We start from the raw sequence: 24,781 nt of genomic DNA on the forward strand, positions 1-24,781 counted from the left end.
CCCCCTACTACTAATACTATTATTTTATTTAATATTATTAATATATAAAAGGGGTTTTTTAAAAAAATAGGAGGGATTATTTATGAAATTCAATTGTTCAAAAGAAAGTTTAATAGCTGCGATATCCATTGCTCAAAAGGCAGTTTCATCAAAAACAACCATGAAAATATTGGAGGGAATTCTTTTTAGTGCCTCTGATAATAAATTATTATTAAGAAGTACCGATATGGAAATTGGTGTTGAAGTTACGATTCCAGCTGAAGTAGAAAGAAGCGGTGAAATTGTTTTAACTGCCAACATCATTAGTGAATTGATTCGTAAAATGTCCGGTTCTGATATTTTCTTTGAAAGTGATGAGCACCATCAGATAAAAATAGAGTGCCTTTTATCAAACTTTACCCTTAAAGGATTGTCGGATGAAGAATTCCCGGAATTTCCCGAAGTGATCGATGACCATATTTTTACCATCGAAGCAAGTGTTTTAAAAGAACTGATTAAAGGTACCTTATTTTCGGTGGCTACCAATGAGAATATTCCGGTTTTAACCGGTGTAAAAATAGAACTGCATGATGATGACATTCATTTGATTGCGCTTGATGGCTATCGTCTGGCACTCAGAGCCGGGAAAATAAAAAATCCGGTGGCAGAAGACCTTAGTGTCATTATCCCGTCTAAATCGCTTTCTGAAATCAATAAGGTTCTGGTCAATTATAGTGGCGATGTGGTCGTTAAATTTTCAAAAAATCAGATATTTTTTGAAATGGACAATACTCAATTTACCTCCCGACTGCTGGAAGGGGACTTTATTAATTACAAGCAAATTATACCTGGCGAAAAAACGACTCAAGTTAAAGTCAATCGCCGATTATTACTCGAAAGCAGTGAACGGGCAGCGCTACTCGCTCGGGAAGGTAAAAACAACTTAATCAAAATGGATTTTAATCAGGATCAGCTGATTTTAACCTCCAATGCGGAAATCGGGGATGTGTTTGAAGTGATTCCCATCGAAAATCGGGGTGAATCTTTAAAAATTGCCTTTAACTCCAAATTTCTCATTGAAGCTTTGCGGGTGATTGAAGGTGAAGAACTGATGATTGATATGACCACTTCGGTTGGTCCGGGGGTTTTACTGCCGATGACAGGGAATGACTTTATTTATTTGATTCTTCCGGTTCGGATTGCAGAAGAGAATTAAATTATCAATAAGATAAAAATAAATAGTAGTATTAAAAGTAGTTTAAAAAATCAGAATTATGTAAATGATTCATTGAATTTTTAGACTATTTTTTATTTTTATGTTATAATAGTTTGGTTCATAGATAAACATATAAAAATTTAATCAATTTTGGTATAAATAAAGGGGATTCGTGTAATGCTCTTTCATTTTTGTCAAAAATGTAATGGGCGGGGAAAAATATGCAAATAATTGAAATTAACACGGAGTTCATAAAAATTGATCAACTGATCAAATATGCTGGCATTGTCGGTAATGGCAGTGATGTCAAATTGATGATTTTAGACGGCTTGATTCGGGTGAATGGGGAGTTGTGTACCCAGAGAAATAAAAAGATCAGAGATGGTGATCTGGTCGAAATAAAAGATTATGATACCCTGCAGGTAAAAGGGATCGGAAAACCATGTTTATCGAAGAATTAAAACTGATTCATTATCGTAATTATGAAAATGAATTAATTATTCCGAAGCGAGGAATCAATATTATTATGGGCGAAAATGCCCAGGGAAAAACAAATCTTATTGAAGCTATGTTTTTTTTATCCCGGGGTTACAGTCATCGTGCTTCAAATGTGGCAGAACTTGCCCAATGGGATCATGATGATTTTTTTATGAATGCCCGGGTTGTCAGCAAAGAGGTCAAACATACCCTTTCTGCTAAGAGTCACCAGGGAAAACGACAATTTTTACTGGATGGCAAGATCAAGAAAAGAGATAAGATCAATGGGATTTTTAATACCATTCTTTTTGAACCGGATGATTTAAAAATTGTCAAAGAAGGACCGGACAAAAGACGGCGGTTTCTTAATCAGGAAATATCCGGTTTCCGGCCAGAATATCATTATATTTTAAGAGATTATGAAAAAATACTGAATCAGCGAAATTCCCTGTTAAAAAATATTCATTATCAGCCCAGTTTGATTACCACCCTCGATGTTTGGGATGAACAACTGATGCAAACTGGAGTCAGGTTAATGAATCATCGGATTCACTATCTTCATCGGCTCAATCGGGAAGCAAATAATCTTCATCAAGTACTCAGTCATGGAAAAGAAACGCTTTCATTATCCTATCTGAATAATATTATTGATTCTCTGGAAGAACTGTCTGAAATAAAAAACCTTTATAAAAAAAAATTAGCAGCCAGCCGGGAAGAAGAAATTTCACGGGGGGCTACGATTTTTGGACCCCATGTGGATGACATGCTGATTCAAATTAATGGTAAAGATGCCAGACGCTTTGGATCGCAGGGCCAGCAGCGTTCTGCCGCCATTTCCCTTAAGCTATCTCAAATTGAGATATACTATGACAATACCGGGGAATATCCGGTGATCCTTTTGGATGATATCTTTTCAGAATTGGATGAACATCGTCGCAAAAGCATTCTCTCACTTTTAAATAAAACCCAGGCCTTTATCACCTGTACCGAAGATATTGTCAATGAAGGTGATGTTCGACCAGAAAATCAACACATCATCGAGATTGTAAAGGGCCAAGTAAGAAAAATAAATAAACTATAAAAATCAGGAGGAAAACATGCCAGAAAACAAAGCAGATAACTATACCGCTGATCAGATCCAGGTCCTCGAAGGCTTGGAAGCTGTTCAGAAAAGACCGGGGATGTATATCGGCAGTACCGGATCCCGGGGCTTACACCATTTAGTCTATGAGGTGGTCGATAACAGTATTGACGAAGCCCTGGCCGGTTATTGTAAAAATATCAGTGTCACCATCCATCCGGATGATTCCATCACCGTTGTTGATGATGGTCGGGGGATTCCCACCGGGATGAACCATGCCCAGGGTAAAACGGGGGTCGAGCTGGCCTTAACGGTTCTTCATGCCGGCGGAAAATTTGGCGGTGGCGGCTATAAGGTATCCGGCGGTCTGCATGGGGTCGGGGTATCGGTCGTTAATGCGCTATCGGAAAAACTGACCATTGAAGTCAAACAAAAAGGTCAGATCTTTTTTCAAAGCTATGAAAAAGGGAAACCAACTTGTGACCTGACCGTGACTGGAACCACCAATCGCACTGGAACCACCGTTTATTTTAAACCGGATAAGGATATCTTTGATGAAACCGTCTATGACTTTGATATTCTGGAGCATCGTTTAAGAGAGCTGGCATTTCTTAATAAAGGGGTATCGATCACTTTAATCAATGAAAAAGAGTCACCCAAACGGAAAGAAAATTATTGTTATACCGGCGGGATATATTCCTATGTCGAATATATGAATCGCAATAAAGATCCGCTGTATGATAAGATCACCTATTTTGAAAAAGAGCAGGACGATTATGCCCTGGAAATAGCCTTTCAATATACCACCGGTTACTCGGAAAATATTTTTTCCTATGCCAATAATATTAATACCCCAGAAGGCGGCACCCATCTCAATGGCTTTAAAAGTGCCCTGACCCGGACCGTCAATACCTATGCCCGTAAAAATGGCTTTTTAAAAGGGAATGACAAAAATCTCACCGGTGAAGATGCCAGAGAAGGCTTAACGGCGATTGTCAGCATCAAGCTACTGGATCCGCAATTTGAGGGTCAGACCAAATCAAAATTGGGGAATACCGAAGTGAAGGGAATTGTTGAAACCATTGTTGGCGATCAGTTATCAGCCCTGATGGAAGAAAACCCCGGAATTGCCAAAAGCATCATTGAAAAAACACTATCGGCCGCCCGAGCCCGGGAAGCCGCTAAAAAAGCCCGGGAATTCACCCGTCGAAAAAGTGCTTTGGATTCCACAGCCCTACCTGGGAAACTGGCTGATTGCCGGGAAAAAGATCCGGCCCTTTCAGAAATTTATATTGTCGAAGGGGACTCGGCCGGTGGTTCGGCTAAATCTGGCCGGGACTCTAAAACTCAGGCGATTCTGCCGCTGCGGGGAAAGATCCTGAATGTGGAAAAAGCCCGATTGGATCGGATTTTAACGACGGATTCCTTAAAATCGATGATCATTGCCTTTGGCACCGGGGTGGGCGATGAATTTAATGTCGAAAAGGCCCGTTATCATAAAATCATCATCATGACCGATGCTGATGTGGATGGGGCCCACATCCGGACCTTGCTGTTAACCTTCTTTTATCGCTACATGCCTGGTCTGATCGAAGCTGGCTATGTCTATATTGCTCAGCCGCCACTGTACAAAATTACCCGGGGTAAACAGGTGGATTATGCCTATACGGATCGGGATCTGGAGAAGAAACTTGAAGGCGTGGAAGATCGTTCGCGGATTGGTCTGCAACGCTACAAAGGTCTTGGGGAAATGGATGCCCATCAGCTATGGGAAACCACCATGGATCCCAGCGTCCGAACCCTACTTCAGGTTAATATTGAGGAAGCCTCCTATGCTGATGAAATTTTCACCATTTTAATGGGCGATAAAGTTCAGCCCCGTAAAGAGTTTATCGAACGGAATGCAAAAAAAGTCAAGAATTTGGACATCTAGTCAAGAAGGAGTACTGTTAAATGCAAGAAATAATTGAATTTGATCGGGTAAAATCGATTAATATTGAAGAAGAAATGAAAACTTCCTATATTGACTACGCCATGAGTGTCATCATAGGTCGAGCCTTACCGGATGTTCGGGATGGCTTAAAACCAGTGCATCGCCGGATTATCTTTGCCATGAGTGAGCTGGGTCTGACGCCGGACAAACCCTTTCGAAAATCAGCCCGTATTGTCGGGGATGTTTTAGGTAAGTATCACCCCCATGGTGATTCATCGGTTTATGATGCGATGGTGCGGATGGCCCAGGATTGGTCGACCCGTTATTTGCTGGTCAATGGTCAGGGAAACTTTGGTTCAGTGGATGGTGACAGCCCGGCAGCAATGCGTTATACTGAAGCCAAAATGGGCAAAATTACGGTGGAAATGCTGCGGGATATCAACAAAGAAACGGTGGATTTTGGTCCTAACTTTGATGAATCAGAAAAAGAACCGATGGTTTTACCCTCAAAGTTTCCAAATTTGCTGGTTAATGGTTCCTCCGGGATTGCCGTCGGGATGGCCACCAATATTCCGCCCCATAATCTGGGTGAAATCATCGATGGTACCGTGGCCTTTATTGATGACCCGGATATTAGTATTGATGAGCTGATGAAATATGTCAAAGGGCCCGATTTTCCCACTGCCGGAATTGTCCTTGGAAAATCTGGGATTAAAAGCGCTTATCGCACTGGTCGCGGCCGAATCAAAGTACGTGGCAAGGTCGACGTTGTTACCACTAAAAAAGGTAAAAAACAGATTATCATCACCGAAATTCCTTATATGGTCAATAAATCCAAGCTGGTTGAAAAAATTGCCGAGTTGGTTAAAGAGAAAAAGATTGAAGGGATTTCCGATTTAAGAGATGAGTCTGATCTTAAAAAAGGGATGTCAATCATCATTGATTTAAAACGGGACGCCAACGAAACGATCATTTTAAATCAATTATACAAACATACCCAACTCCAGGAAACCTTTGGGGTGATTATGCTGGCGTTGGTCAATAATGAGCCGAAGGTGCTGAATCTAAAAGAGATCCTCTTTCACTATGTCGAACATCAGAAAGAAATCATCACCAGACGAACGATCTTTGAACTCAAAAAAGCCGAAGCCCGAGCTCATATTTTAGAAGGTTTAAAAATTGCGCTCGATCATATTGACGAGGTGATTAAATTAATCCGAGCCGCTGCCGATGGCAAGGCTGCCAAAGAGCAATTGATTGAGCGGTTTAAGCTTTCGGAAATTCAGGCTCAGGCGATTCTGGACATGCGTCTCCAGCGTTTAACCGGTCTGGAACGGGAAAAAATTGAAGAAGAATATAAAGAAATCATGTTAACCATTGCCAAATTAAAAGCCATTTTGGCTGATGGTCAACTGGTTCTTAATATTATCAAAGAAGAACTGATTGAAATCAAAGAAAAATATGGCGACAAACGACGCACATCCTTTGATATTGACGTCGAAGATTTTGAAATCGAAGATTTAATCAAAGAAGAAGAAGTGGTCATCACCATGACCCATATCGGTTATGTGAAGCGCATTACGGCTGACAATTACCGGTCACAAAAACGAGGTGGTAAAGGGATCACGGCGCTGAGCACCCGGGAAAATGATTTTGTCGAACATCTCTTTACGACCACCACCCATCATTATCTGATGTTCTTTACCAACCTGGGTAAGGTCTATCGCTTAAAAGCCTTCGAAATTCCTGAAGGCGGACGAACCGCCCGAGGCACCGCCATTGTCAACCTGCTGCCATTAGAGGAAGGTGAACAGATTGCGACGATGATTCCGGTTAAAGAGTTTACCGCTGATAAATATCTGATTATGGCCACCAAACAGGGGATTATTAAGAAAACCGATCTGACCGAATATGACACCTCCCGTAAAAATGGGATCATTGCCATTAACCTGCGCGAAGGGGATGAGCTGATTAATGTGCGTCTGGTTGAACAGGACGAAGAAATCGTCATGGGAACCCAATGTGGCTATGCGATCCGCTTTAATTCCGAAGAAGTGCGACCAATTAGTCGAACCTCCATTGGGGTTCGGGGGATTGAGCTTCGGGAAGATGATGTGGTGGTTGGTATGGATATTGTCAAAGAAGAACTCTTTGTTCTTTGTGTCAGCGAAAACGGCTATGGCAAGCTGAGTGCATCGGATCTGTATCGTCCTCAGAAACGGGGCGGCAAAGGCGTTCAAACCTACAAGGTCACCAAAAAAACCGGGGAACTGGTGGGCTTTTGCGTGATCAGTCGGGATGGCGAGATTATGATGATTAATAATCAGGGCGTTGTGATCAAACTGGAAGGTAATGATATCAGTGCCGTGGGCCGTAATACCCAGGGCGTTCGTCTGATGAAATTAAGTCCGGATGAATCAATTGCGACGATTTCCAAAGTCTACAAAGAAGATCCGGTTGATGATCTTGAAGAAGATGGAGAAAATGGAGAAAACCAGATGACACTTGTCAATTCAACTGAAAAAGAATAAATTACTCAACACCCTGTTTTGATATTAATTTAAGTAAACAGGGTGTGTTTTTTATTAATTTGAGGTTAAAAAATTGCAAACGTTGTCCAGTGTTAATGGATCGAAAAAAGTGACAAAACGTGGATGGCATGATAAAATAGATCAAAAAAAGGAGAGAACTACGGTGAAAACCATTTTGAATAAAGAAAAAAAGACCGTGCCAGTTGAAAAAGAATAATGGGCTCATTAATCCAAGTCGATCGCATTCAGGTCAGTTGTCTGGTTAAGGATCAATTTGATGCCATTGCCTTAGCAGCCAAACCACTCTTGGAAAAGGGCTGTATTACGGAGGAATTTATTGATGCCGCAATCGAAAGAGAACGGATTTTTCCAACGGGATTACCAACAAAAATCGGCGTGGCGTTGCCTCATACTGAAGCGAAATATGTATTAAAAGAAAGTATTTCAATCTTAACGCTTAAAAACACCATTGTTTTTGCAGGTATGGGTAACCCGAAAGAAAGCATCCCGGTTCAGATTGTTTTTTTACTGGCCATCAGTAATCCTGAAAAACAACTGCGTATATTACAGACAATTATTACCATCATTCAAAATGAAAAAATGCTCAAAAAAATCAGGGATGCCAAAGAACCACGGGATATCTACAATTTAATTAATACATTTTTATAAAAATGTTGTGTGATGATTTATTGTGAAAATAACCAAACAGAGAAAGAGAAACTAAATGAATATAAAAATAGCACCATCGATGCTCAGTGCAGATTTTGCCAATCTGGAACGGGATCTTAAAGAAGTTGAGAAGAGTGGCGCCGACTATCTCCATGTGGATATTATGGATGGTCACTTTGTTCCCAATATTACCATTGGGCCGGATCAGGTGGCGCAGCTGCGAAAAACGGTAGACATTCCTTTTGATGTCCATTTGATGATTAGCGAACCGCTTAAGTATATTGACCGTTTTGCTGATGCAGGAGCAGATATCATTACGGTTCACGTGGAATCGGATGGAGAGATTCAGGCGTGTATTGACGCCATTGTCAATAAGGGTATCAAACCGGGCCTGGTGGTGTCGCCCGATACCCCTTTAGAGGTGATTGAACCCTACCTTGATCAGGTCAGGATGATTCTGATTATGTGTGTTTATCCTGGTTTTGGCGGACAACGTTATCTTCCAGCCAGTACCGAAAAAATAAGAGCGTGTCGCCAAATGATTGGTGAACGAGATATAAAACTTCAGGTTGACGGCGGGATTAATTTTGATACCTTAAAAGAAGTGGTAACAGCTGGAGCCGATGTCATTGTTTCTGGATCGTGTTTATTTAAAGGCGATATGAAAGAGAATATGCGACAATTTAGAAAAATCATTCAGGGATAAATTCTAAAATTGAAAGAGGGAAGTATAATGAAACTTGTTTTAGTTGCGTGTGGAACGGCCCTGGCAACATCAACTGTAGTTGCCAAAAAAATTGAACAAATTGCTCAGGAAAATGGGATTGAATGTCAAACCGTTCAAGCCAAAGCGGTTGATGCTTTTACAAAGTATCAGGAACTGCATCCGGATGCGATTGTCTGTACTTGTCAATTAGAAGGGGACATTGATATTCCAGTGATTAATGGCCGGGCTTTTTTAACGGGAATTAATTTACAAAGTACCATTGATCAATTGATTGAGATATTAAAAAAATAGAATTGACAATTGATAATAATTTAACGTATAATATTTCTGGTTGGATCTAAAAACGAAGAGGATAACATTTTTATTGATCTGAACATCAATAGAAAAAGCCATGAAGGTTAAGTGTGATTAACTTTCATGGCTTTTTTTATTAACAGTTTAAATGGATCAGCAAATAAGGAGGGTAAAGGTATAAAAAACAATAGTTTAACCAAAGGAGTCATTTGGAAGAAGTTACTATTTTTTGCCCTGCCGCTATTGGGAACCAGCTTTATTCAGCAACTTTACAATACCGTTGATCTGATCTACGTGGGTAATTTTTTGGGTAAGGAAGCAGCCGCTGCAGTCGGTGCCAGTACCTTATTTGTCACCTGTCTGGTTGGCTTTTTTTCGGGGATGTCGGTCGGTTCCAGTGCGGTGACCGCTTATGTATTTGGCAGTGGTAAGAGACGTGAATTAAAAAAGGTGATTCATACCACCGTCGGGTTGGCTTTTATCTGTGGTCTGATCATGATGGTGATCGGTCTGATCGGGGCACCCTATTTTCTTAAGATGATTAATACGCCAGATGAGATCATGGGTATGGCGGTCTCCTATGTCCGGGTATACTTTATCAGCATTATTGCAGTGGTCACCTACAACATGGCTTCGGGAATTATCCGGGCCTTGGGCGATTCAAAAACCACCATGCATATCCAATTGATTGGCGGTCTGGTTAATGTAGTGATGGATGCGGTTTTTATTTTCCTCTTTAAAAATGGTGTGGTCGGCGTTGCTCTGGCGACCCTGTTTTCACAGTCGGTGGCCGCCGGGTTGGCGCTTCTTTACCTGATGCGTCTGGAGCCGGAATCCCGGCTGGAGTGGAAAAAGATCCGGGTCGATGTCCAGTTGTTAAGCAATATTTTAAAAATTGGCGTTCCCAGTGGTCTGCAGGCCTTGGTTATTACAGTATCCAATGTTTTTATCCAATTTCATGTCAATAGTTTGGGGGTTGATGCGATAGCGGCCTTTACGGCATATTTTAAAGTTGAGCTCTTAATCTACCTGCCAATACTAGCCTTTGGTCAGGCGATTTCAACCTTTACCAGTCAAAATCTGGGAGCCAGTGAATATGAACGGGTTAAAAAAGGCACCCGGGTCTGTTTGGCCATGGGGATCGGGGTCACTGCCCTTATGAGCGCCCTGGTACTGGCTTTTGGCCGTCAGGCCTTCAGCGCCATCAATAGTGATCCGGGGGTCCTTGATTTGGGGGTTCAGATTATTTCGGTGACGGTACCGTTTTATTTTGTTTACCTGATTCTGGAAGTGCTGGGTGGCACCATTCGCGGAGCCGGTAAAGCGGTGCCCCCGATGGTGATTATTTTAACCAATATCTGTGTATTGCGGACCGTGCTGCTGTTTATGATTATGGCATCCAATCAGAGTATTACCGGGATTGCCATGACCTATCCGATTACCTGGGCATCCACGGCATTGGGAATGGCGATCTATTATTTTAAAGGCGACTGGATGGGTGAATTTAAAAGACTTAAGGCCCTGGAGGGTTTTGAATAAACCATAAAATACAAATTTTTTCTTTCTAAAATTACTATTCTGTAAAATTTGAAGAGGTTTGTCTTAGTTCCCAAAAGAATAGTCCTTGACAGAACAAGAAGATTATGAGAAAATACGGCTAAATTAAATACACGTATATACAAGAAAGTCATGAAGACTCATTTCGATCAGAAGATCGGCTTGTTTCTTTATGGCTTTTTTAATTGTATCAGGCAAAAAAGGGGAATAATAATGGAAAACATTCTTGAAAAAGTGGAAAATTATTGGGATAAACGTTCAGAAGGTTATTCTGAGGTCAATGTGGCGGAGCTGAACAGCTACAAAATGGATGTCTGGAAAGAACTGATCAATCGTCATAAGCCAGCCGTGATTGGCCGTAAGCTTAAAGTTTTGGATATCGGCACAGGCCCGGGTTTTTTTGCCATTACCATGGCCTCCTGCGGTTATGATGTAACAGCGGTTGACTACACCGATGCGATGCTTCATAAGGCTAAACAAAATGCTGGTTATTACCGGAATCAAATCAATTTTATGCAGATGGATGCTCACCACCTAAGCTTTGAAGACAATTGTTTTGATCTGATTGTTACCCGGAACCTGACCTGGAATCTGGAACGTCCCGACGACGCCTATAAAGAATGGCATCGGGTACTGGCTCCCGGCGGACGGATCCTGAATTTTGATGCCAACTGGTATCTCCATCTTTATGATGGAGAAAAACGACAGGAATACTTTAACGATCGGATTAAATCGGAAGAAGCGGGGGTTAATGACCACTATGTCAATACCGATACTAAAGCGATGGAAGAAATTGCCATGAATCTGCCGCTGAGCCGAACCATGCGGCCCCAGTGGGATGCCGCGGTTTTGATTAATACCGGTTTTAATAAGGTCATGGTTGAGCAGGGGATTGGTGCGGTAGTCTGGGATCAGGAAGAACAGATAAATTATGCGTCCACCCCGATGTTTATGATTTTTGCCGAAAAATAAATTGCGCTAAAATAAACTGGTGAGGCCGTAATTCCCAGAACGGAATTACGGTCTCGTTTTTAGATTAGATATTTTAAAAAGCTAAAAATGAGTTTATAAAGTATTTTTTATTTGACAAAAGGAGGAAGGCACTTGGAAGTAGTAATTAATAATCTGGTGGCAAAAAAGGGAACAAAGGTTTCCGGCTACGTGGCGGTTCCCCAAACGGAGCTTAAAATGCCGGTGACCATTATTAATGGCCAAAGTACCGGAAAAACCGTGCTGATTACCGGCGGAGTCCATAACGCCGAATATACTGGCATTGAAACGGCGATTCGTCTGGCTCAGGAAATCACACCAGAAGCAGTAGCTGGCTGCCTGATCATCATTCATCCGGTCAATATCAGCGGCTTTGAAAACCGGACGATGAGTGTGGTGGCCGAGGATGGAAAAAATCTTAACCGGATTTTTCCGGGTGATCCGGACGGCACAACCGGCGATAAGCTGGCGGCTTTTTTAACAGAAATGTTTTTTAAAAAGGCCGATCGCTTTATTGACCTTCATGCTGGGGATGGTTATGAGTCGCTGACCCCTTACGTTTATTATGTGGGTGCGGCCAAAGAGGCAGTCGTCAGTGAGGCTGAGGCCATGGCCGCGGCGGTACTAGTGCCCTATCGGGTTAAATCCTATCTGGCCACCAGCGGCGCCTATAATTATGCCGGTTCGATGGGGATTCCCGGTATTCTGATTGAACGGGGCGACGAGGCCCGTTGGTCTGAAGATGAGATTAAAAAATATCAGGAAGATGTTAAAAATGTATTGCGCTATCTAAAGGTTTTGGCTGAGCCGATGCGCTCGCCTGCAAGCAAACAGTTGGAGGTAGTGGATGTCGTTTATGAAGAGGCCGAAGTCACGGGATGCTGGTACCCCAATAAAAAAGCCGGTGAGTTGTTTTTAAAAGGCGAGAACCTGGGGATGATCAAAGACTATTTTGGCAAGGTGCTGCAAACCTGCATCGCTAAATATGATGGGATCGTTCTGTATCAGGTCAGTTCGCTGACCATTTTAAAAAAGAGCCCGATGATTGCCTATGGAAAAATAAAAAATGACGGGCATCATGCAAACGGGAAATAAAAAAAATAAAATGTGATGACAATTGATTTTAGCAGAAGGATGGTTTTTTAAATGAAGGATAATCACTTCAAAAAGGTGTGTGATATGATTGAACTTAAGCAACTGAAATATTTTGTGGTCTGTGCCGATGTGGGATCATTCAGTAAAGCTGCCGAAATCCTTTATACGACCCAACCCAATGTCAGCAAGGCGATCAAGGCGCTGGAAGAACATCTCGGATTTAGCCTCTTTCATCGCAAAAGTCGGGGGATTCTATTGTCATCCCGGGGGAAACACGTCTATGAGTATGCCTGCAAAGCTATTGAGAACATCGAAATGCTGGCTTCTTTTTCGCAGACGGACCGGATTGAGCAATTGCAGATCGCCAGTAATCCCAGTGCCTGGATGGCTAAGGTATTTGCCGATTTTTATAATCGCTTTCACGTCAAACAATTGCATTTTCAGCTTTATAGCGCCTCGGTGGCAGAAATCATCAAGCGGGTGGCCGGTTATCAGGACGAACTGGGTTTTGTCTATGTGATGGACAGTCAGAATACCGCCTTTCAGTATATCTTGACCAGAAACCACCTGGAATTTGTGGAGCTTAAAAAAACCCAGGTGGTCTTGTATCTGGGTCAGAAACACCCGCTCTATCAGGCCCGAGAGATCAGTGAAGCAGAACTGAAGAAGCTTAAGTTGGTGCAGTGCTATGAAGACGAATTTGATCTCAATAATTACTGGAAAATAACCAATCCACAAGGAAAAGATATGCCCGCCCTGGAGAGTGTGGTGGTGACCAATAGTGATTGTGTTATGCAGCAGCTGCTGCAAACCACTGATCTGGCGAATATCAGCAGTGGTTATCTTACCGATGATGTGGATGAGAAGGAGCTCAACGGTATTCCTCTATTCGAAAAGGAGAATGTGGTGATGTTTGGTTATATCCATAGGCGGCAAGAAGAACACAGTGAATGGGGAAAGCGGTTTCTGGAATTTATTATGGCAAATCTGGAATCGGGGGATCCCGTGAAAGGCCAAATGGAATAAGAAGGTATGCTAAATTGGAATGGCGGAATAACCCCCCATGGAGGTTGTAACGCCATTTTTTAAGTGATAAAATTTTACCGGTAAACGTGTTAATGTGAGAAAGGTTTTGTGTCAATGAAAAAATACGTTGGAAAACGTCTATTACAATTAATTCCGATTATTCTGGGCATCACCCTGTTGTCCTTCACCCTGATGCAGTCAGCCGCCGGGGATGCTGTGGATGCCCTATACGACAACGCCAGTGGCGGCGTATCGGAAGAAGTCAAGGCCGAGAAAAGGCATGAACTGGGGCTCGATCAACCCTTTATTATTCAGTATACCAGCTGGCTGGGTGGGGTATTAACCGGCGATATGGGCGTTTCCTATATTTCCAATAAACCGGTTTTTGAAACCTTTGTGTCAAAATTGCCAGCGACGATTTATCTGACACTGACCTCAATAATACTTACCGTGCTGATTTCGATTCCCTTTGGGGTTTTAGCGGCCGTCCGGCATAATCGTTTCACCGATTATCTGATCCGCTTTTTCAGTTTTATCGGCAATGCCTTACCGGGTTTTTTCGTCTCGCTGCTGCTGATCTATTTTCTGGCCTTACAGCTCAAGCTGTTTCCGGTTATGGGCAATGGCAGTTTAAAGAGCATCGTTTTGCCGACGCTGACTCTGGCGATAGCCATGTCGGCCAAATACACCCGCCAGGTTCGCACCACGGTACTGGAAGAACTCAATAAGGACTATGTCATCGGGGCCCGGGCCAGGGGGATCAGGGAGCCAGTGGTGCTTTTTGCCAGTGTACTGAAAACTGCGATGCTGACCATTGTCACCCTGATGGCGCTGTCAATTGGTTCCTTACTGGGTGGTACGGCAATTGTTGAATCCATCTTTATGTGGGATGGCGTCGGGAAGCTGGCGGTGGATTCGATTATGATGCGGGATTACCCGATGATCCAGGCCTATGTCATCTGGATGGCGATTATTTATGTGGGCGTTAATCTGGTGACCGATATCATTTATCATTATCTGGATCCCCGGATTCGATTGGAACAGGAGGCCTGATGGAAGTAACAGAGCGTACAGCGATTCGGGTCAGAACCCGGAAAATTAAAGAAAATCACACGATGACGAAATTCTATCTTTTTCTGACCTTGGTAATAATTTTATTGCTGGTGGCAGCCCTGGCACCCCAGATTGTTCCCTATGATCCCTATGCTCAGGATCTGATGCAGGCCTTGCAGCCCCCCAGTCCGGAGCATCCGCTGGGGACGGATCGCTATGGCCGGGATATGTTGTCCCGGGTGATAATGGGGGGACAAACCACTATTTATTCGGCACTGCTACTGGTAGCGATCATCACCGGATTTGGAACCCTGGTGGGGCTATTCTGCGGGTATCAGGGTGGTAAAATCGACTCGTTTATCATGCGGGTTTCAGATGTCTTTCTGGCGTTTCCGGGAATGGTTTTTGCCATTGCCGTGGCTGGTATCTTAGGTGGTGGACTGATCAATGCGGTGGTGGCGCTGGCTTGTATTTCCTGGCCTAAATTTGCCCGGTTGGCCAGAGGGCAGGTGCTGGCCATTAAAAATATGCCTTATATCGCCGCCGCCAGGCTTAGTGGTTCCGGTTCGATCAAAATTATTTTTAAGCATATTTTACCGAATATTATTGGCCCGATTCTGGTAACGGCCACCCTTGATATTGGAACCATGATGATGGAACTGGCGGGATTGTCCTTTCTGGGTTTAGGGGCAATGCCCCCAATTGCCGAGTGGGGTTCAATGATGAGTGAAGGGCGCAGTATGCTGCAGACATCGCCATGGGTAATTTTAGCACCCGGTTGTGCTATTTTTATATCAGTAACATTATTTAATTTACTGGGGGATACGGTCAGAGATGTCCTGGATCCCAAGACTAATAAGAGAAAAAAGGAGAAAAAATGAAAGTAAAAAGTAAAATTCTGGCAGTCCTGCTGACCACCACACTGGTTGGCGGGATGTTGACTGGCTGTGCCGGTTCGACCAGCACCAAAAGTGCGGAAGAAAAGGTATTTAATTATGGAACCGTAGCCTATAGTGTCGGTAATTCAAATGTGGGAATGAATCCACATGAATCCTACATCGGTTGGTCAACCCTGCGTTATGGGGTCGGTGAAACGCTCTTTAAGTTTAATGAGAAGATGGAGTTGGAGCCCTGGCTGGCCAAAGATTATGAACAGATTGATGACTATACCGTTAAAATCAATTTACGGGATGACGTTACCTTCTCCAATGGCAAGAAAATGACCGGAGAAGCGGTTAAAGCCTGCTTTGATAACTTGATTGCCGTTCATGATCGGGCCCCCAAAGATTTACAGATTAAGTCAATCACCGCCGACGGACAAAGCATCACGATCGTATCAGATAATAAGGTACCGGCATTGGTAAATTACCTCTGTGACCCCTATGGCTGCATCATCGATATGGAGGCTGGGGTAACGGCGGATAAAAACGTCGTTGGAACAGGACCTTATGTGGCCAAAAATATCACTGAGACCGAAATCAATCTGGAAGCCAACAATGACTATTGGGGTGGAAAGCCAAAGGTTGGAAAGGTAAATATCAAGAGTATTGTCGATGGCGATACCTTAACCATGGCTCTGCAAAGTGGCGAAATTGATGCGGCCCAGGGTCTGCCTTATGCCAGTCTGGAACTGTTTCAAAATAATGATGACTTTACCATCAGTTCCACCAACACTTCCCGGGTTTACCAGGCTGCTCTAAACTATGATTCAGCGGTGATTAAAGACGATGCCGTTCGTAAAGCCATGGCCATGAGCATGGATAAGGACGGTTTTACCACGGTGCTGTTAAAGGGCAATGGAACGCCAGCAGTCGGTCCCTTCCCGGCTAACTTTACATTTGGCGGCGATGTGGTTAAGGACACCGGTTATGACATCGACGGCGCCAAAAAAGTGCTGGAAGCAGCAGGCTGGATTGATTCTGATGGTGATGGGATACGGGAAAAAAATGGCCAGAAATTATCGATCAAGTGGCTGACCTACACCTCCCGTCAGGAGTTGCCGCTACTGGCCGAATCGGTTCAGGCCACCTATAAACAAGCCGGGATTGATGTACAGGTCAACGCCACCGATTCCTACAAGGATTTCCTGAAAGCCGGCGATTATGATGTTTTTGCCAACGCCTTTGTAACTGCGCCCACCGGAGATCCCCAGTATTATTTCACCACCCATGTGGTTGATAATTCTGACTACAACCGGGGACATTACCATAGCGACAAGGTGGAAGCCCTGGTTGCCCAGCTGCGAAGCGAATTTGACACCGAAAAACGGGCAACGCTGGCGGTTTCAATTGCCCAGCAAGTTCTTGATGACAATGCTTATATCTACGCCTCTCATTTAAAAATGTCTTTTGTGATGAAAAAGGGGGTAACCGGCTTTACCGCTCACCCATCAGACTATTATGAAATCACAGCCGATCTGGACATTAACGAATAAGTCGTCCCGATCAGAAGAGAGGGTTTATGCAACAACCATTACTGGAATTTCAAAACGTTGAAATATCCTATGACGGCGAGCCGACGGTTTGGGGGTTTAACTTAAAAATGCAAGCAGGCGAGATCCTCGGGATTGTCGGCGAGTCCGGCAGCGGCAAAAGCACCCTGATCAAGGCGGCCATGGGTCTTCTGGGCCCGGATGGATTGGTCAATCGGGGCGAGATCGTATATAAGGGGAAGCCGGTTCTTGATCTTGATGATGAAGCATTGCGGATGCTGCGGGGACCAGAAATGGGGATGATTTTTCAAAATTGTGGCAGTGCCCTGTGTCCAATCCGGACCATTGGCGAGCAGCTTTATGAAACCATGGCCCAGCATGGCGTCAGTGACCGCCGGCTGGTTCGGGAAAAAGCCACAGCTCTGTTTAAGAAGATTCATTTATATGACACTGAGCGGATTTTAAAGAGCTATCCCTTTGAATTATCCGGCGGGATGAATCAACGGGTCGGGATTGTCATGGCAATGCTGCTGGAACCGGAGCTGCTCTTTGCCGATGAGCCGACCTCGGCGCTGGACGTCACCGTCCAGGCCCAGGTGGTCCGGGAACTGATGGCGATGCGGGAAGCATTTGGAACCGGAATTGTGGTGGTGACCCATAATATTGGGGTGGTGTCATTTATGGCCGATACCGTGGCGGTGATGTGCAAGGGTAAGCTGGTTGAATATGGCAAAGCCCGGGAGGTGATTGATCATCCCCAGCAGGATTACACCCGCCAGCTGATTGCGGCCATGCCCCGGATAAAAAGGTGAGACATGAACAGGATTTTAGCAGTCAGCAATTTAAAAAAAACCTATACCAAAGGAAAAACCACCATTTGTGCGGTTGATGAGATTAGCTTCCATGTCGAAAAAGGCGAATGTCTGGCCCTGGTGGGCGAAAGCGGCAGCGGTAAAAGCACGGTTGCCAAGCTGATCACCGGACTGGAATCGTTGGATGGCGGTGAGATTGTTCTGGATGGCAAAACACTTAAAAACCCTAAGGGAAAAGAACTGAAACGGCTTTACCATCTGGTTCAGATGGTCTTTCAGATGCCGGTGGATTCCTTTAATCCCCGGATTCGGCTGGGGGAAAGTGTCATGGAAGGGCTGATCAATCAGGGTATGGGGCGTCGGGAGGCTAAAAATAAAGCCATTGACTATCTGGAAATCTGCGGCCTTGGCCCGGAATTTGTTAGCCGTTATCCCAGTGAGGTCAGCGGTGGCGAGTGTCAGCGGGCCTCAATTGCCCGGGCACTTGCCCGGCAACCCCAACTGCTCATCTGTGATGAAGCGACCAGCGCCCTGGATGTAACCGTCCAGTCTCAGATTATGGCACTCCTAACACAATTGCGAAAAGATCAGGGGATGTCGCAACTGATGATCTGTCATGATCTGGCCCTGGTGCAGCAATGCTGCGACCGGGTGCTGGTAATGCATCAGGGGCGGGTGGTGGAAGCCGGTACCCCGGATGAGGTGATTGCCAATCCCCGGGAAGCCTATACAAAAAAACTGATCGATTCGATTCTGTAAAATATGAAAGGGCATCTCCCCTTGGGTGGTGTCCTTTTTCTATATCTGTTATAATGGGTTAAACAGATATAGAAAATGAGGTGAACGGAGATGCATAAACATCAGGAAGAATGGAATGATGCCGGACATGATAGTAGCCACGGCGGAGATCACCATCATCATCATGAACATACCCAAACCAAATCCGTGTTGAATCGCCTTTCCCGGGCTGCGGGTCATCTTGAATCGGTGAAAAAAATGGTCGAATCGGGAAGAGACTGTACCGAGGTGCTGATCCAGTTGTCGGCGGTGAAGTCAGCCATTAATAACGTCGGTAAAATAATTTTACAGGATCATATTGAGCATTGTATCGTTGATGCGGTGGAAAATAACGACGAAAAGGCTTTGGAAGAACTCAGAAAAGCAATTGACCGCTTTATGAAATAATGGCTGTGGCTAAAAACCGGGTAAAACGCGACTGGCATGGAACGATATTCCAAAACAGAATATCATTTCCACAAAAGAGACTTGCATAGGTGGTTTAAGCATGTTAAAATGGCAAACAGAAACAATGAAAGACACCTGATTGTGGCATTGTTTCTGTTTTTTAGTGTTTTTTAAAACACCGACAACGAATTAAATATTAATAAAACAGGTGCCGGCAGTAACGAAGGGTTACAGGCCGGTGAAAAGGGAAGAGGGGTGAAAGTCCCCCGCGGTCCCGCCGCTGTAAAAGAAGAGTTCCTCCAGGAATGCCACCAGAAATGGGAAGGCAGGAGGTAATGTTGACGCTTGAGCCAGAAGACCTGCCTGCTTTAATTACTCAGACTCTACGTGCGATAGAGGAGGTGTTTTTTTTTGCAGGCTTTTTGCGACCTCGCTATCTTTTTGGAGATGGTGAGGTTTTTTTATGGAAAAAAGCATCAATATTGCCACAGTGAAGTCTTACATTGTGATAGAGCGGGGTTTCTTTACCAGAATGTGCAATGGTAAAAGCCGAGCAAATCAAATAAATAAGTATTTTTTGAGGAGAAAAAGAAAATGAAATTAAAAAAGGGTTTAGCGGTGGTAATGACTGCCGTGTTGTGTGCCGGAATGTTTGCCGGTTGCTCAGGAGCGTCCGCTAAAAGTGATGTGTCGACTAAAGAAGCGTTAAATTATGCCTGCACCAAGGATATTCGGGATATCAACCCGCATTTGTACTCGGGTGAAATGTCAGCCCAGAACATGGTGTTTGAAGGCCTGACCAAGAATGAAGGCGGAGAAGTGAAGCCAGCTCTGGCTGAAAGCTGGGAAATTTCAGCAGATGGACTGGAATACACCTTTCATTTAAGAAAAGGGGTCACCTTTACCGATGGTGCGCCGTTTAATGCTGCCGCAGTCAAGCTGAACATGGATGCCATTCTTGGTAATGCGGAACGCCATTCCTGGCTGGACATGGTTAATGAGATTAAAGAAAATGTGGTGGTCGATGACCACACCTTCAAACTGGTCTTAAAGCATCCCTACTATCCAACCCTGGTGGAGTTGGGACTGACACGACCCTTCCGCTTTATTTCGCCCAACTGTTTTGTCAATGGCACCACCAAAGAAGGGGTTAGCGGCTATATCGGGACCGGCCCCTGGGTCTTATCGGAGCATGTCGACAATCAGTATGCCACCTTTACGCAGAATGAAACTTATTGGGGTGACAAAACTAAAATTAAAACCATTAACTGGAAGGTCATGCCAGATTCCCAGACGATCCTGTTAGCTTTGCAAAACGGCGAGGTCGATTTACTTTTCGGAGCCGATGGTGATCAGGTTGATCTAGATTCCTATAAGAAGTTGGAAGATGAAGGAGCCTACAAAACCTATATAAGTGAGCCGGTCGCTTCACGAGCGATTCTTATCAATAGTAATTCACCGATTACCAAAGATATTAAAGTTCGAGAAGCCATTGAATATGCCGTAAACAAGGAAAACATCATTCAGGGAATTTTAAATAACTCGGAGGATCAGGCCGATACGCTACTGTCTAAAGATGTTCCCTACTGTGATATCGATTTTAAAACCATCGCCTATAATCAGGAAAAAGCCCAACAGCTGCTCGATGAAGCCGGTTGGAAACCAGGAAGTGATGGGGTTCGGGAAAAGGATGGTCAGAAATGTGAGATTACCCTTTCCTATAATTCCAAGAACGCCCAGGAAGGTACCATTGCCACCTCCATTCAGGCCGATCTGGCAGCCGTAGGCATCAAGATGAATATTCTTGGGGAAGAAAAACAGGCCTTCCTGGATCGTCAGAAAACCGGGGATTTTGATCTGCAGTATTCGCTATCCTGGGGAACCCCTTATGATCCCCAATCCTATGTTTCATCATGGCGAATTCCCGCTCATGGAGATTATCAGGCTCAGGTTGGTCTGGAAAAAAAGCAGTGGCTGGATGAAACCATCACGAAGATTATGATCGAATCAGACGACAGCAAGCGGGCCGACATGTATAAAGAGGTACTGACCTATATTAATGATCAGTATGTCTATGTCCCGATTTCCTATTCAAAAACCAAGGCAGTGGGAATCAAGGGACTTGAAGGGGTAAGCTTTAACGATTCGCAATATGAAATCCCCTTCGAAAAAATGTACTTTTCCAATTAATCACCAATTTTGATTATCGAAAACAAAAGGGAGTAAGACCATGAAGCAATACTTCGTCAAAAGGCTCCTGTGGATGATTCCGATTTTGATCGGAATCTCCTTTTTTGCCTTTATACTGATTAATTTAAGCCCCAGTGATCCCGCTGAGGTGGCAATCCGGGTCAATGAGATCACCCCAACGGCTGAAAATGTCGCCCAGATGCGGGAGCAACTCGGTCTCGATGATCCCTTCTTAACCCGCTACGCTACCTGGCTGGGCAATGCCCTACAGGGTGATTTTGGTCACAGTTATGTCAATAATAAACCGGTAGCACAGGAAATTGCCAAGGCTCTGCCGCCAACGCTCTATCTGGCTGGGGTATCCTTATTGATCATTGTGGTTGTTTCAGTGGGGGTTGGGGTTTTATGTGCGGTAAAGGAAGATAGCCTTAGAGATAAGGCCTTACGGGGGATTGTCTTTGTGGGAACCGCTATCCCCGGTTTTTGGGCCGGGATACTCCTGATGTGGCTATTTGCCGTTAAGCTCAAGTGGTTGCCAACCAGCGGGATGACGGCTCCCGGTGCTGTCATTTTACCGGCAGTAACCCTGGCGCTGGGGTATATTTCCACCTATGTCCGGCTGATCCGCAACACTATGATTCAGAACAAGCGGGAAAATTATGTGCTGTATGGCCGGGTTCGGGGTCTATCAGAGAAGACCATCACCCGGCATGTTTTTAAAAACTCACTGCAAACTTCGCTAACCGCTTTGGGGATGTCAATTCCGAAGTTGATTGCTGGAACCGTGGTGATTGAAAATATTTTTGCCTGGCCGGGTATCGGTAGGCTTTGTGTGACCGCTATTTTTAATCGGGACTTTCCGATGATTCAAGCCTATGTCCTGATTATGGCGGTGTTGTTTGTTTTTTGTAATTTACTGGTCGATATGGGATCGGTCTGGATTGATCCCCGCAGAAGGGAGGCCTGAGATGGTCGGTTTTTTTAAACGTTTCCGTAAAGATAGCCTGGCAATGTCTGTCAGCTTTTTTCTGGGGACGGTGATTCTGCTAGCTGTTCTGGCACCCCTGGTTGCGCCCTATGATCCGACTGCCCAGAACATTATCAATAAATTTCAGGGGCCGTCGCTGGCTCATTGGTTTGGAACCGATCAACTGGGTCGGGACGTCTTTTCCCGGATTTTATATGGTGGCCGGGTCACCATTCTGGTCTCGCTCATGACCATGGCGGTAACGATTTTAATCGGCACGGTGCTGGGGGTGCTTGCCGGTTATTTCCGGGGCCGGCTTGATGATGTGATAATGCGGATTTGTGATATCATGCTGTCTTTTCCCAGTGAGGTGCTGATTCTGGCCATTGTGGGAATCCTCGGAACCGGAATCGCCAATATTGTTCTGGCCACGGTGATTGCCAAATGGGCCTGGTATGTGCGGATGATCCGGGCAATCATCATTCAGTTTATGGATAGTAACTATATCCGATTTGCCAAGGTATCCGGCTGTTCAACCGGACACATCATCAGAAAACATCTGTTGGTTGGAGCGCTGGGGGAGATTGCGGTGCTGGCGACACTGGATACCGCAGGAACAATTCTCAATATATCAGCCCTGTCCTTTCTGGGACTGGGGGTGCAGCCGCCCACCGCCGAGTGGGGGATGATGCTCAACGAAGCCAAAAATGTGATGACCACCAATCCTGGCCAGATGCTGGCGCCGGGCGTGGCGATTTTTATGGTGGTGGCAGCCTTTAATTTTTGGGTGACAGTATTCAGGAAGCGATGAATCCCAAGATCGACAAGGTCTTTAAAACCAGGCGATCATTGTTTGGGGCGATGTTTGGGCGCAAAAAGGCGGTGATCGAATGAGTGTAATTCTTGAGGTGAATAATTTGCGGGTAACTGATTCGCGGGATCAGGATGAAATCATTCATGATATCAGTTTTTCAGTGGCCAAAAACTCTTGTCTGGGAATTGTCGGGGAAAGTGGCAGTGGTAAATCGATGATCACCCGGGCCCTGTTGGGAATCACCAACCCCTGGTTAAAACACCAGGGAAAGGCCGTTTTTAAAACGTCCGGTGAAGCCATTGATTTGCTCAGACAAAACGAAGATACCCTGCGGGAAATCCGCGGAAAACAGATTGCCATGATTCTCCAGGATGCCATGTCGGCCTTTGATCCGATCACCAGAATCGGCGATCAGATGGCCGAAACCTTTGTCGAGAATAAGGGGCTAACAAAAAAGCAGAGTATGAACCTGGCGAAAGAGGCCCTGGCGGTGATGAATATTCGGGAACCGGATCAGGTAATAAAAAAGTATTCCCACCAATTATCCGGCGGGATGCTGCAGCGTTGCATGATTGCCACCGCCCTGGCAATGGAGCCGGAGTTGATTATTGCCGATGAGCCGACCACCGCCCTGGATTCGATTAATCAGGGACAGGTTGTGGAGGAGTTTTTAATCATCCGCCAGAAAATTGGCACCGCCCTGATTTTTATTTCCCATGATCTGGGGGTGGTTAAGCATCTTTCCGATCAACTACTGGTGATGAAAGATGGGGTAGCGGTGGAATATGGCGACGCTGTTGACATTTTTAAAAATCCCCGGCATGCTTACACCCGATATCTGATTGATACCCGACTGGAATTGACACACGCTTTTCAGCGGGCGATGAAAAAAGGAGACCACCATGGCTAATCTGCTGGAAATAAAGGATTTGGAAAAAAGCTATCTGCAGGTAGGAACAAATTTTAAGGGAGCCCGGAATAAAATCCTCAATGGTGTTAATTTAAGCATCACTGCTGGCTCCTGTGTTGGCCTGATTGGTGAAAGCGGCAGTGGCAAAAGCACCCTGGCCCGGCTGGTGATGGGGCTGGAAAAGCCGGAGAAAGGCAGTATTTTATTTGAAGGGCTGCCAGTCAGACAGTGGCTTAAAAATAATAAGGGAAAAATGTCGGTGGTATTCCAGGATTATACCGCTTCGGTCAATCCCCGCTACACCGTAACAGAAACTATTGCTGAACCGCTTTGTGCCAGTGGTGCAGAAAAAGATTTGGATTGGCACATTGAGCAACTGCTGGTGAGGGTAGGGCTGGAGCCAGAGGTCAAAAACCGTTACCCCCATGAACTCAGCGGTGGGCAGCTGCAACGGGTCTGTATTGCCCGAGCCATTGCCACGAAACCCCGCTTTATTGTGCTGGATGAAGCCATCAGTTCACTGGATGTATCGGTTCAGGCCCAGATTTTAAAGCTGCTTCATCAACTGCGGGTAGAGATGAACATCACCTATCTCTTTGTGGCCCACGATCTGCAGGCGGTGGCCCATCTTTGTGATAAGATTGCTTTTTTGTATCAGGGGCAAATTGTCGAAGAAGTAGAAAGTGGGGAATTGGCCCGGGTCAACAATCACTATGCCAGAGCTTTGCTGGCATCGGTTATTCCGTTTGAGGTTTAGATAAAACCGGAACGCCTGCGTAAAAAATAGCATTAAAAAGGCGTTCCGGTTTATATATTGACAAAAGCAGGGATATTGTTGTAAAAT

General features: G+C 44.7%; 24 protein-coding genes and 1 riboswitch. All 24 genes read left to right on the forward strand.

All coding sequences use genetic code 11. The annotated features are described in order from the left end of the window. Nucleotides 1–82 precede the first annotated feature (82 nt). The 24 genes from dnaN (at nt 83) to CHL1_RS00120 (ending at nt 24,694) form a co-directional block, all read left to right on the forward strand. Nucleotides 83–1,195, forward strand: coding sequence for a DNA polymerase III subunit beta (gene dnaN / locus CHL1_RS00005; RefSeq protein ID WP_070370648.1), 1,113 nt, complete (start codon nt 83–85; stop codon nt 1,193–1,195). Between the two features lie 221 nt (nt 1,196–1,416). Further along, nucleotides 1,417–1,656, forward strand: a complete 240-nt coding sequence (locus CHL1_RS00010) for an RNA-binding S4 domain-containing protein (protein ID WP_070370647.1) — start codon at nt 1,417–1,419, stop codon at nt 1,654–1,656. Next, nucleotides 1,638–2,753 (forward strand): DNA replication/repair protein RecF, encoded by a 1,116-nt coding sequence (recF, locus tag CHL1_RS00015; RefSeq protein ID WP_228881780.1) that lies wholly within the window; start codon nt 1,638–1,640, stop codon nt 2,751–2,753. The genes CHL1_RS00010 and recF overlap by 19 nt, the downstream gene beginning before the upstream one ends. Before the next feature lie 16 nt (nt 2,754–2,769). After that, nucleotides 2,770–4,686 (forward strand): DNA topoisomerase (ATP-hydrolyzing) subunit B, encoded by a 1,917-nt coding sequence (gene gyrB / locus CHL1_RS00020; protein ID WP_070370645.1) that lies wholly within the window; start codon nt 2,770–2,772, stop codon nt 4,684–4,686. A 29-nt stretch (nt 4,687–4,715) separates the two neighbouring features. Next, complete coding sequence (gene gyrA / locus CHL1_RS00025) at nt 4,716–7,217, forward strand: DNA gyrase subunit A (protein WP_276520508.1); 2,502 nt, start codon at nt 4,716–4,718, stop codon at nt 7,215–7,217. 216 nt (nt 7,218–7,433) lie between these two features. Beyond that, nucleotides 7,434–7,886, forward strand: coding sequence for a PTS sugar transporter subunit IIA (locus CHL1_RS00030; protein ID WP_070370643.1), 453 nt, complete (start codon nt 7,434–7,436; stop codon nt 7,884–7,886). Nucleotides 7,887–7,941: 55 nt separating this feature from the next. After that, nucleotides 7,942–8,592 carry a ribulose-phosphate 3-epimerase gene (rpe, locus tag CHL1_RS00035; RefSeq protein ID WP_070370642.1) on the forward strand — a complete coding sequence of 217 codons (651 nt, stop codon included), beginning with the start codon at nt 7,942–7,944 and terminating at the stop codon, nt 8,590–8,592. A 27-nt stretch (nt 8,593–8,619) separates the two neighbouring features. Beyond that, entirely contained in the window at nt 8,620–8,904 is a 285-nt protein-coding gene (locus CHL1_RS00040; RefSeq protein WP_070370641.1) for a PTS sugar transporter subunit IIB, read from the forward strand. Between the two features lie 126 nt (nt 8,905–9,030). After that, on the forward strand, nt 9,031–10,446 hold the full coding sequence (locus CHL1_RS00045; protein ID WP_250934273.1) for an MATE family efflux transporter: 1,416 nt from the start codon (nt 9,031–9,033) through the stop codon (nt 10,444–10,446). Nucleotides 10,447–10,677: 231 nt separating this feature from the next. Beyond that, nucleotides 10,678–11,436, forward strand: a complete 759-nt coding sequence (locus CHL1_RS00050; RefSeq protein WP_250934274.1) for a class I SAM-dependent methyltransferase — start codon at nt 10,678–10,680, stop codon at nt 11,434–11,436. 132 nt (nt 11,437–11,568) lie between these two features. After that, on the forward strand, nt 11,569–12,549 hold the full coding sequence (locus CHL1_RS00055) for a M14 family metallopeptidase (RefSeq protein WP_250934275.1): 981 nt from the start codon (nt 11,569–11,571) through the stop codon (nt 12,547–12,549). 84 nt (nt 12,550–12,633) lie between these two features. Continuing rightward, on the forward strand, nt 12,634–13,575 hold the full coding sequence (locus tag CHL1_RS00060) for a LysR family transcriptional regulator (protein WP_250934276.1): 942 nt from the start codon (nt 12,634–12,636) through the stop codon (nt 13,573–13,575). 114 nt (nt 13,576–13,689) lie between these two features. Next, nucleotides 13,690–14,628: a nickel ABC transporter permease gene (nikB, locus tag CHL1_RS00065; protein WP_250934277.1), complete on the forward strand. Its 939-nt coding sequence runs from the start codon at nt 13,690–13,692 to the stop codon at nt 14,626–14,628. Continuing rightward, nucleotides 14,628–15,509, forward strand: a complete 882-nt coding sequence (gene nikC / locus CHL1_RS00070; protein WP_148637015.1) for a nickel transporter permease — start codon at nt 14,628–14,630, stop codon at nt 15,507–15,509. Before nikB ends, nikC begins: the two co-directional genes overlap by 1 nt. After that, a complete protein-coding gene (locus CHL1_RS00075) occupies nt 15,506–17,062 on the forward strand; it encodes an ABC transporter substrate-binding protein (protein ID WP_250934278.1) in 1,557 nt (518 codons plus the stop codon). The genes nikC and CHL1_RS00075 overlap by 4 nt, the downstream gene beginning before the upstream one ends. A gap of 26 nt (nt 17,063–17,088) precedes the next feature. Then, a complete protein-coding gene (locus CHL1_RS00080) occupies nt 17,089–17,871 on the forward strand; it encodes an ABC transporter ATP-binding protein (protein ID WP_250934279.1) in 783 nt (260 codons plus the stop codon). 3 nt (nt 17,872–17,874) lie between these two features. Continuing rightward, nucleotides 17,875–18,630 carry an ABC transporter ATP-binding protein gene (locus CHL1_RS00085; RefSeq protein ID WP_250934280.1) on the forward strand — a complete coding sequence of 252 codons (756 nt, stop codon included), beginning with the start codon at nt 17,875–17,877 and terminating at the stop codon, nt 18,628–18,630. Between the two features lie 90 nt (nt 18,631–18,720). Further along, entirely contained in the window at nt 18,721–19,056 is a 336-nt protein-coding gene (locus tag CHL1_RS00090; RefSeq protein ID WP_148637017.1) for a metal-sensing transcriptional repressor, read from the forward strand. 189 nt (nt 19,057–19,245) lie between these two features. Next, a riboswitch (cobalamin riboswitch) is annotated at nt 19,246–19,437 on the forward strand. Further along, nucleotides 19,395–19,550: a hypothetical protein gene (locus CHL1_RS00095; RefSeq protein WP_250934281.1), complete on the forward strand. Its 156-nt coding sequence runs from the start codon at nt 19,395–19,397 to the stop codon at nt 19,548–19,550. Its footprint overlaps the riboswitch before it by 43 nt. Nucleotides 19,551–19,650: 100 nt before the next feature. Next, nucleotides 19,651–21,246, forward strand: a complete 1,596-nt coding sequence (gene nikA / locus CHL1_RS00100; RefSeq protein ID WP_250934282.1) for a nickel ABC transporter substrate-binding protein — start codon at nt 19,651–19,653, stop codon at nt 21,244–21,246. Between the two features lie 40 nt (nt 21,247–21,286). Next, a complete protein-coding gene (opp1B, locus tag CHL1_RS00105; RefSeq protein WP_148637019.1) occupies nt 21,287–22,213 on the forward strand; it encodes a nickel/cobalt ABC transporter permease in 927 nt (308 codons plus the stop codon). A gap of 1 nt (nt 22,214) precedes the next feature. Continuing rightward, nucleotides 22,215–23,024 carry a nickel/cobalt ABC transporter permease gene (opp1C, locus tag CHL1_RS00110; protein ID WP_250934283.1) on the forward strand — a complete coding sequence of 270 codons (810 nt, stop codon included), beginning with the start codon at nt 22,215–22,217 and terminating at the stop codon, nt 23,022–23,024. 79 nt (nt 23,025–23,103) lie between these two features. Continuing rightward, nucleotides 23,104–23,937: an ABC transporter ATP-binding protein gene (locus CHL1_RS00115; RefSeq protein ID WP_070370630.1), complete on the forward strand. Its 834-nt coding sequence runs from the start codon at nt 23,104–23,106 to the stop codon at nt 23,935–23,937. Next, nucleotides 23,930–24,694 carry an ABC transporter ATP-binding protein gene (locus tag CHL1_RS00120; protein WP_250934284.1) on the forward strand — a complete coding sequence of 255 codons (765 nt, stop codon included), beginning with the start codon at nt 23,930–23,932 and terminating at the stop codon, nt 24,692–24,694. The genes CHL1_RS00115 and CHL1_RS00120 overlap by 8 nt, the downstream gene beginning before the upstream one ends. Nucleotides 24,695–24,781: the final 87 nt, after the last annotated feature.

It is taken from the genome of Acetobacterium wieringae (assembly GCF_023700225.1).
GTDB lineage: Bacteria > Bacillota > Clostridia > Eubacteriales > Eubacteriaceae > Acetobacterium > Acetobacterium wieringae.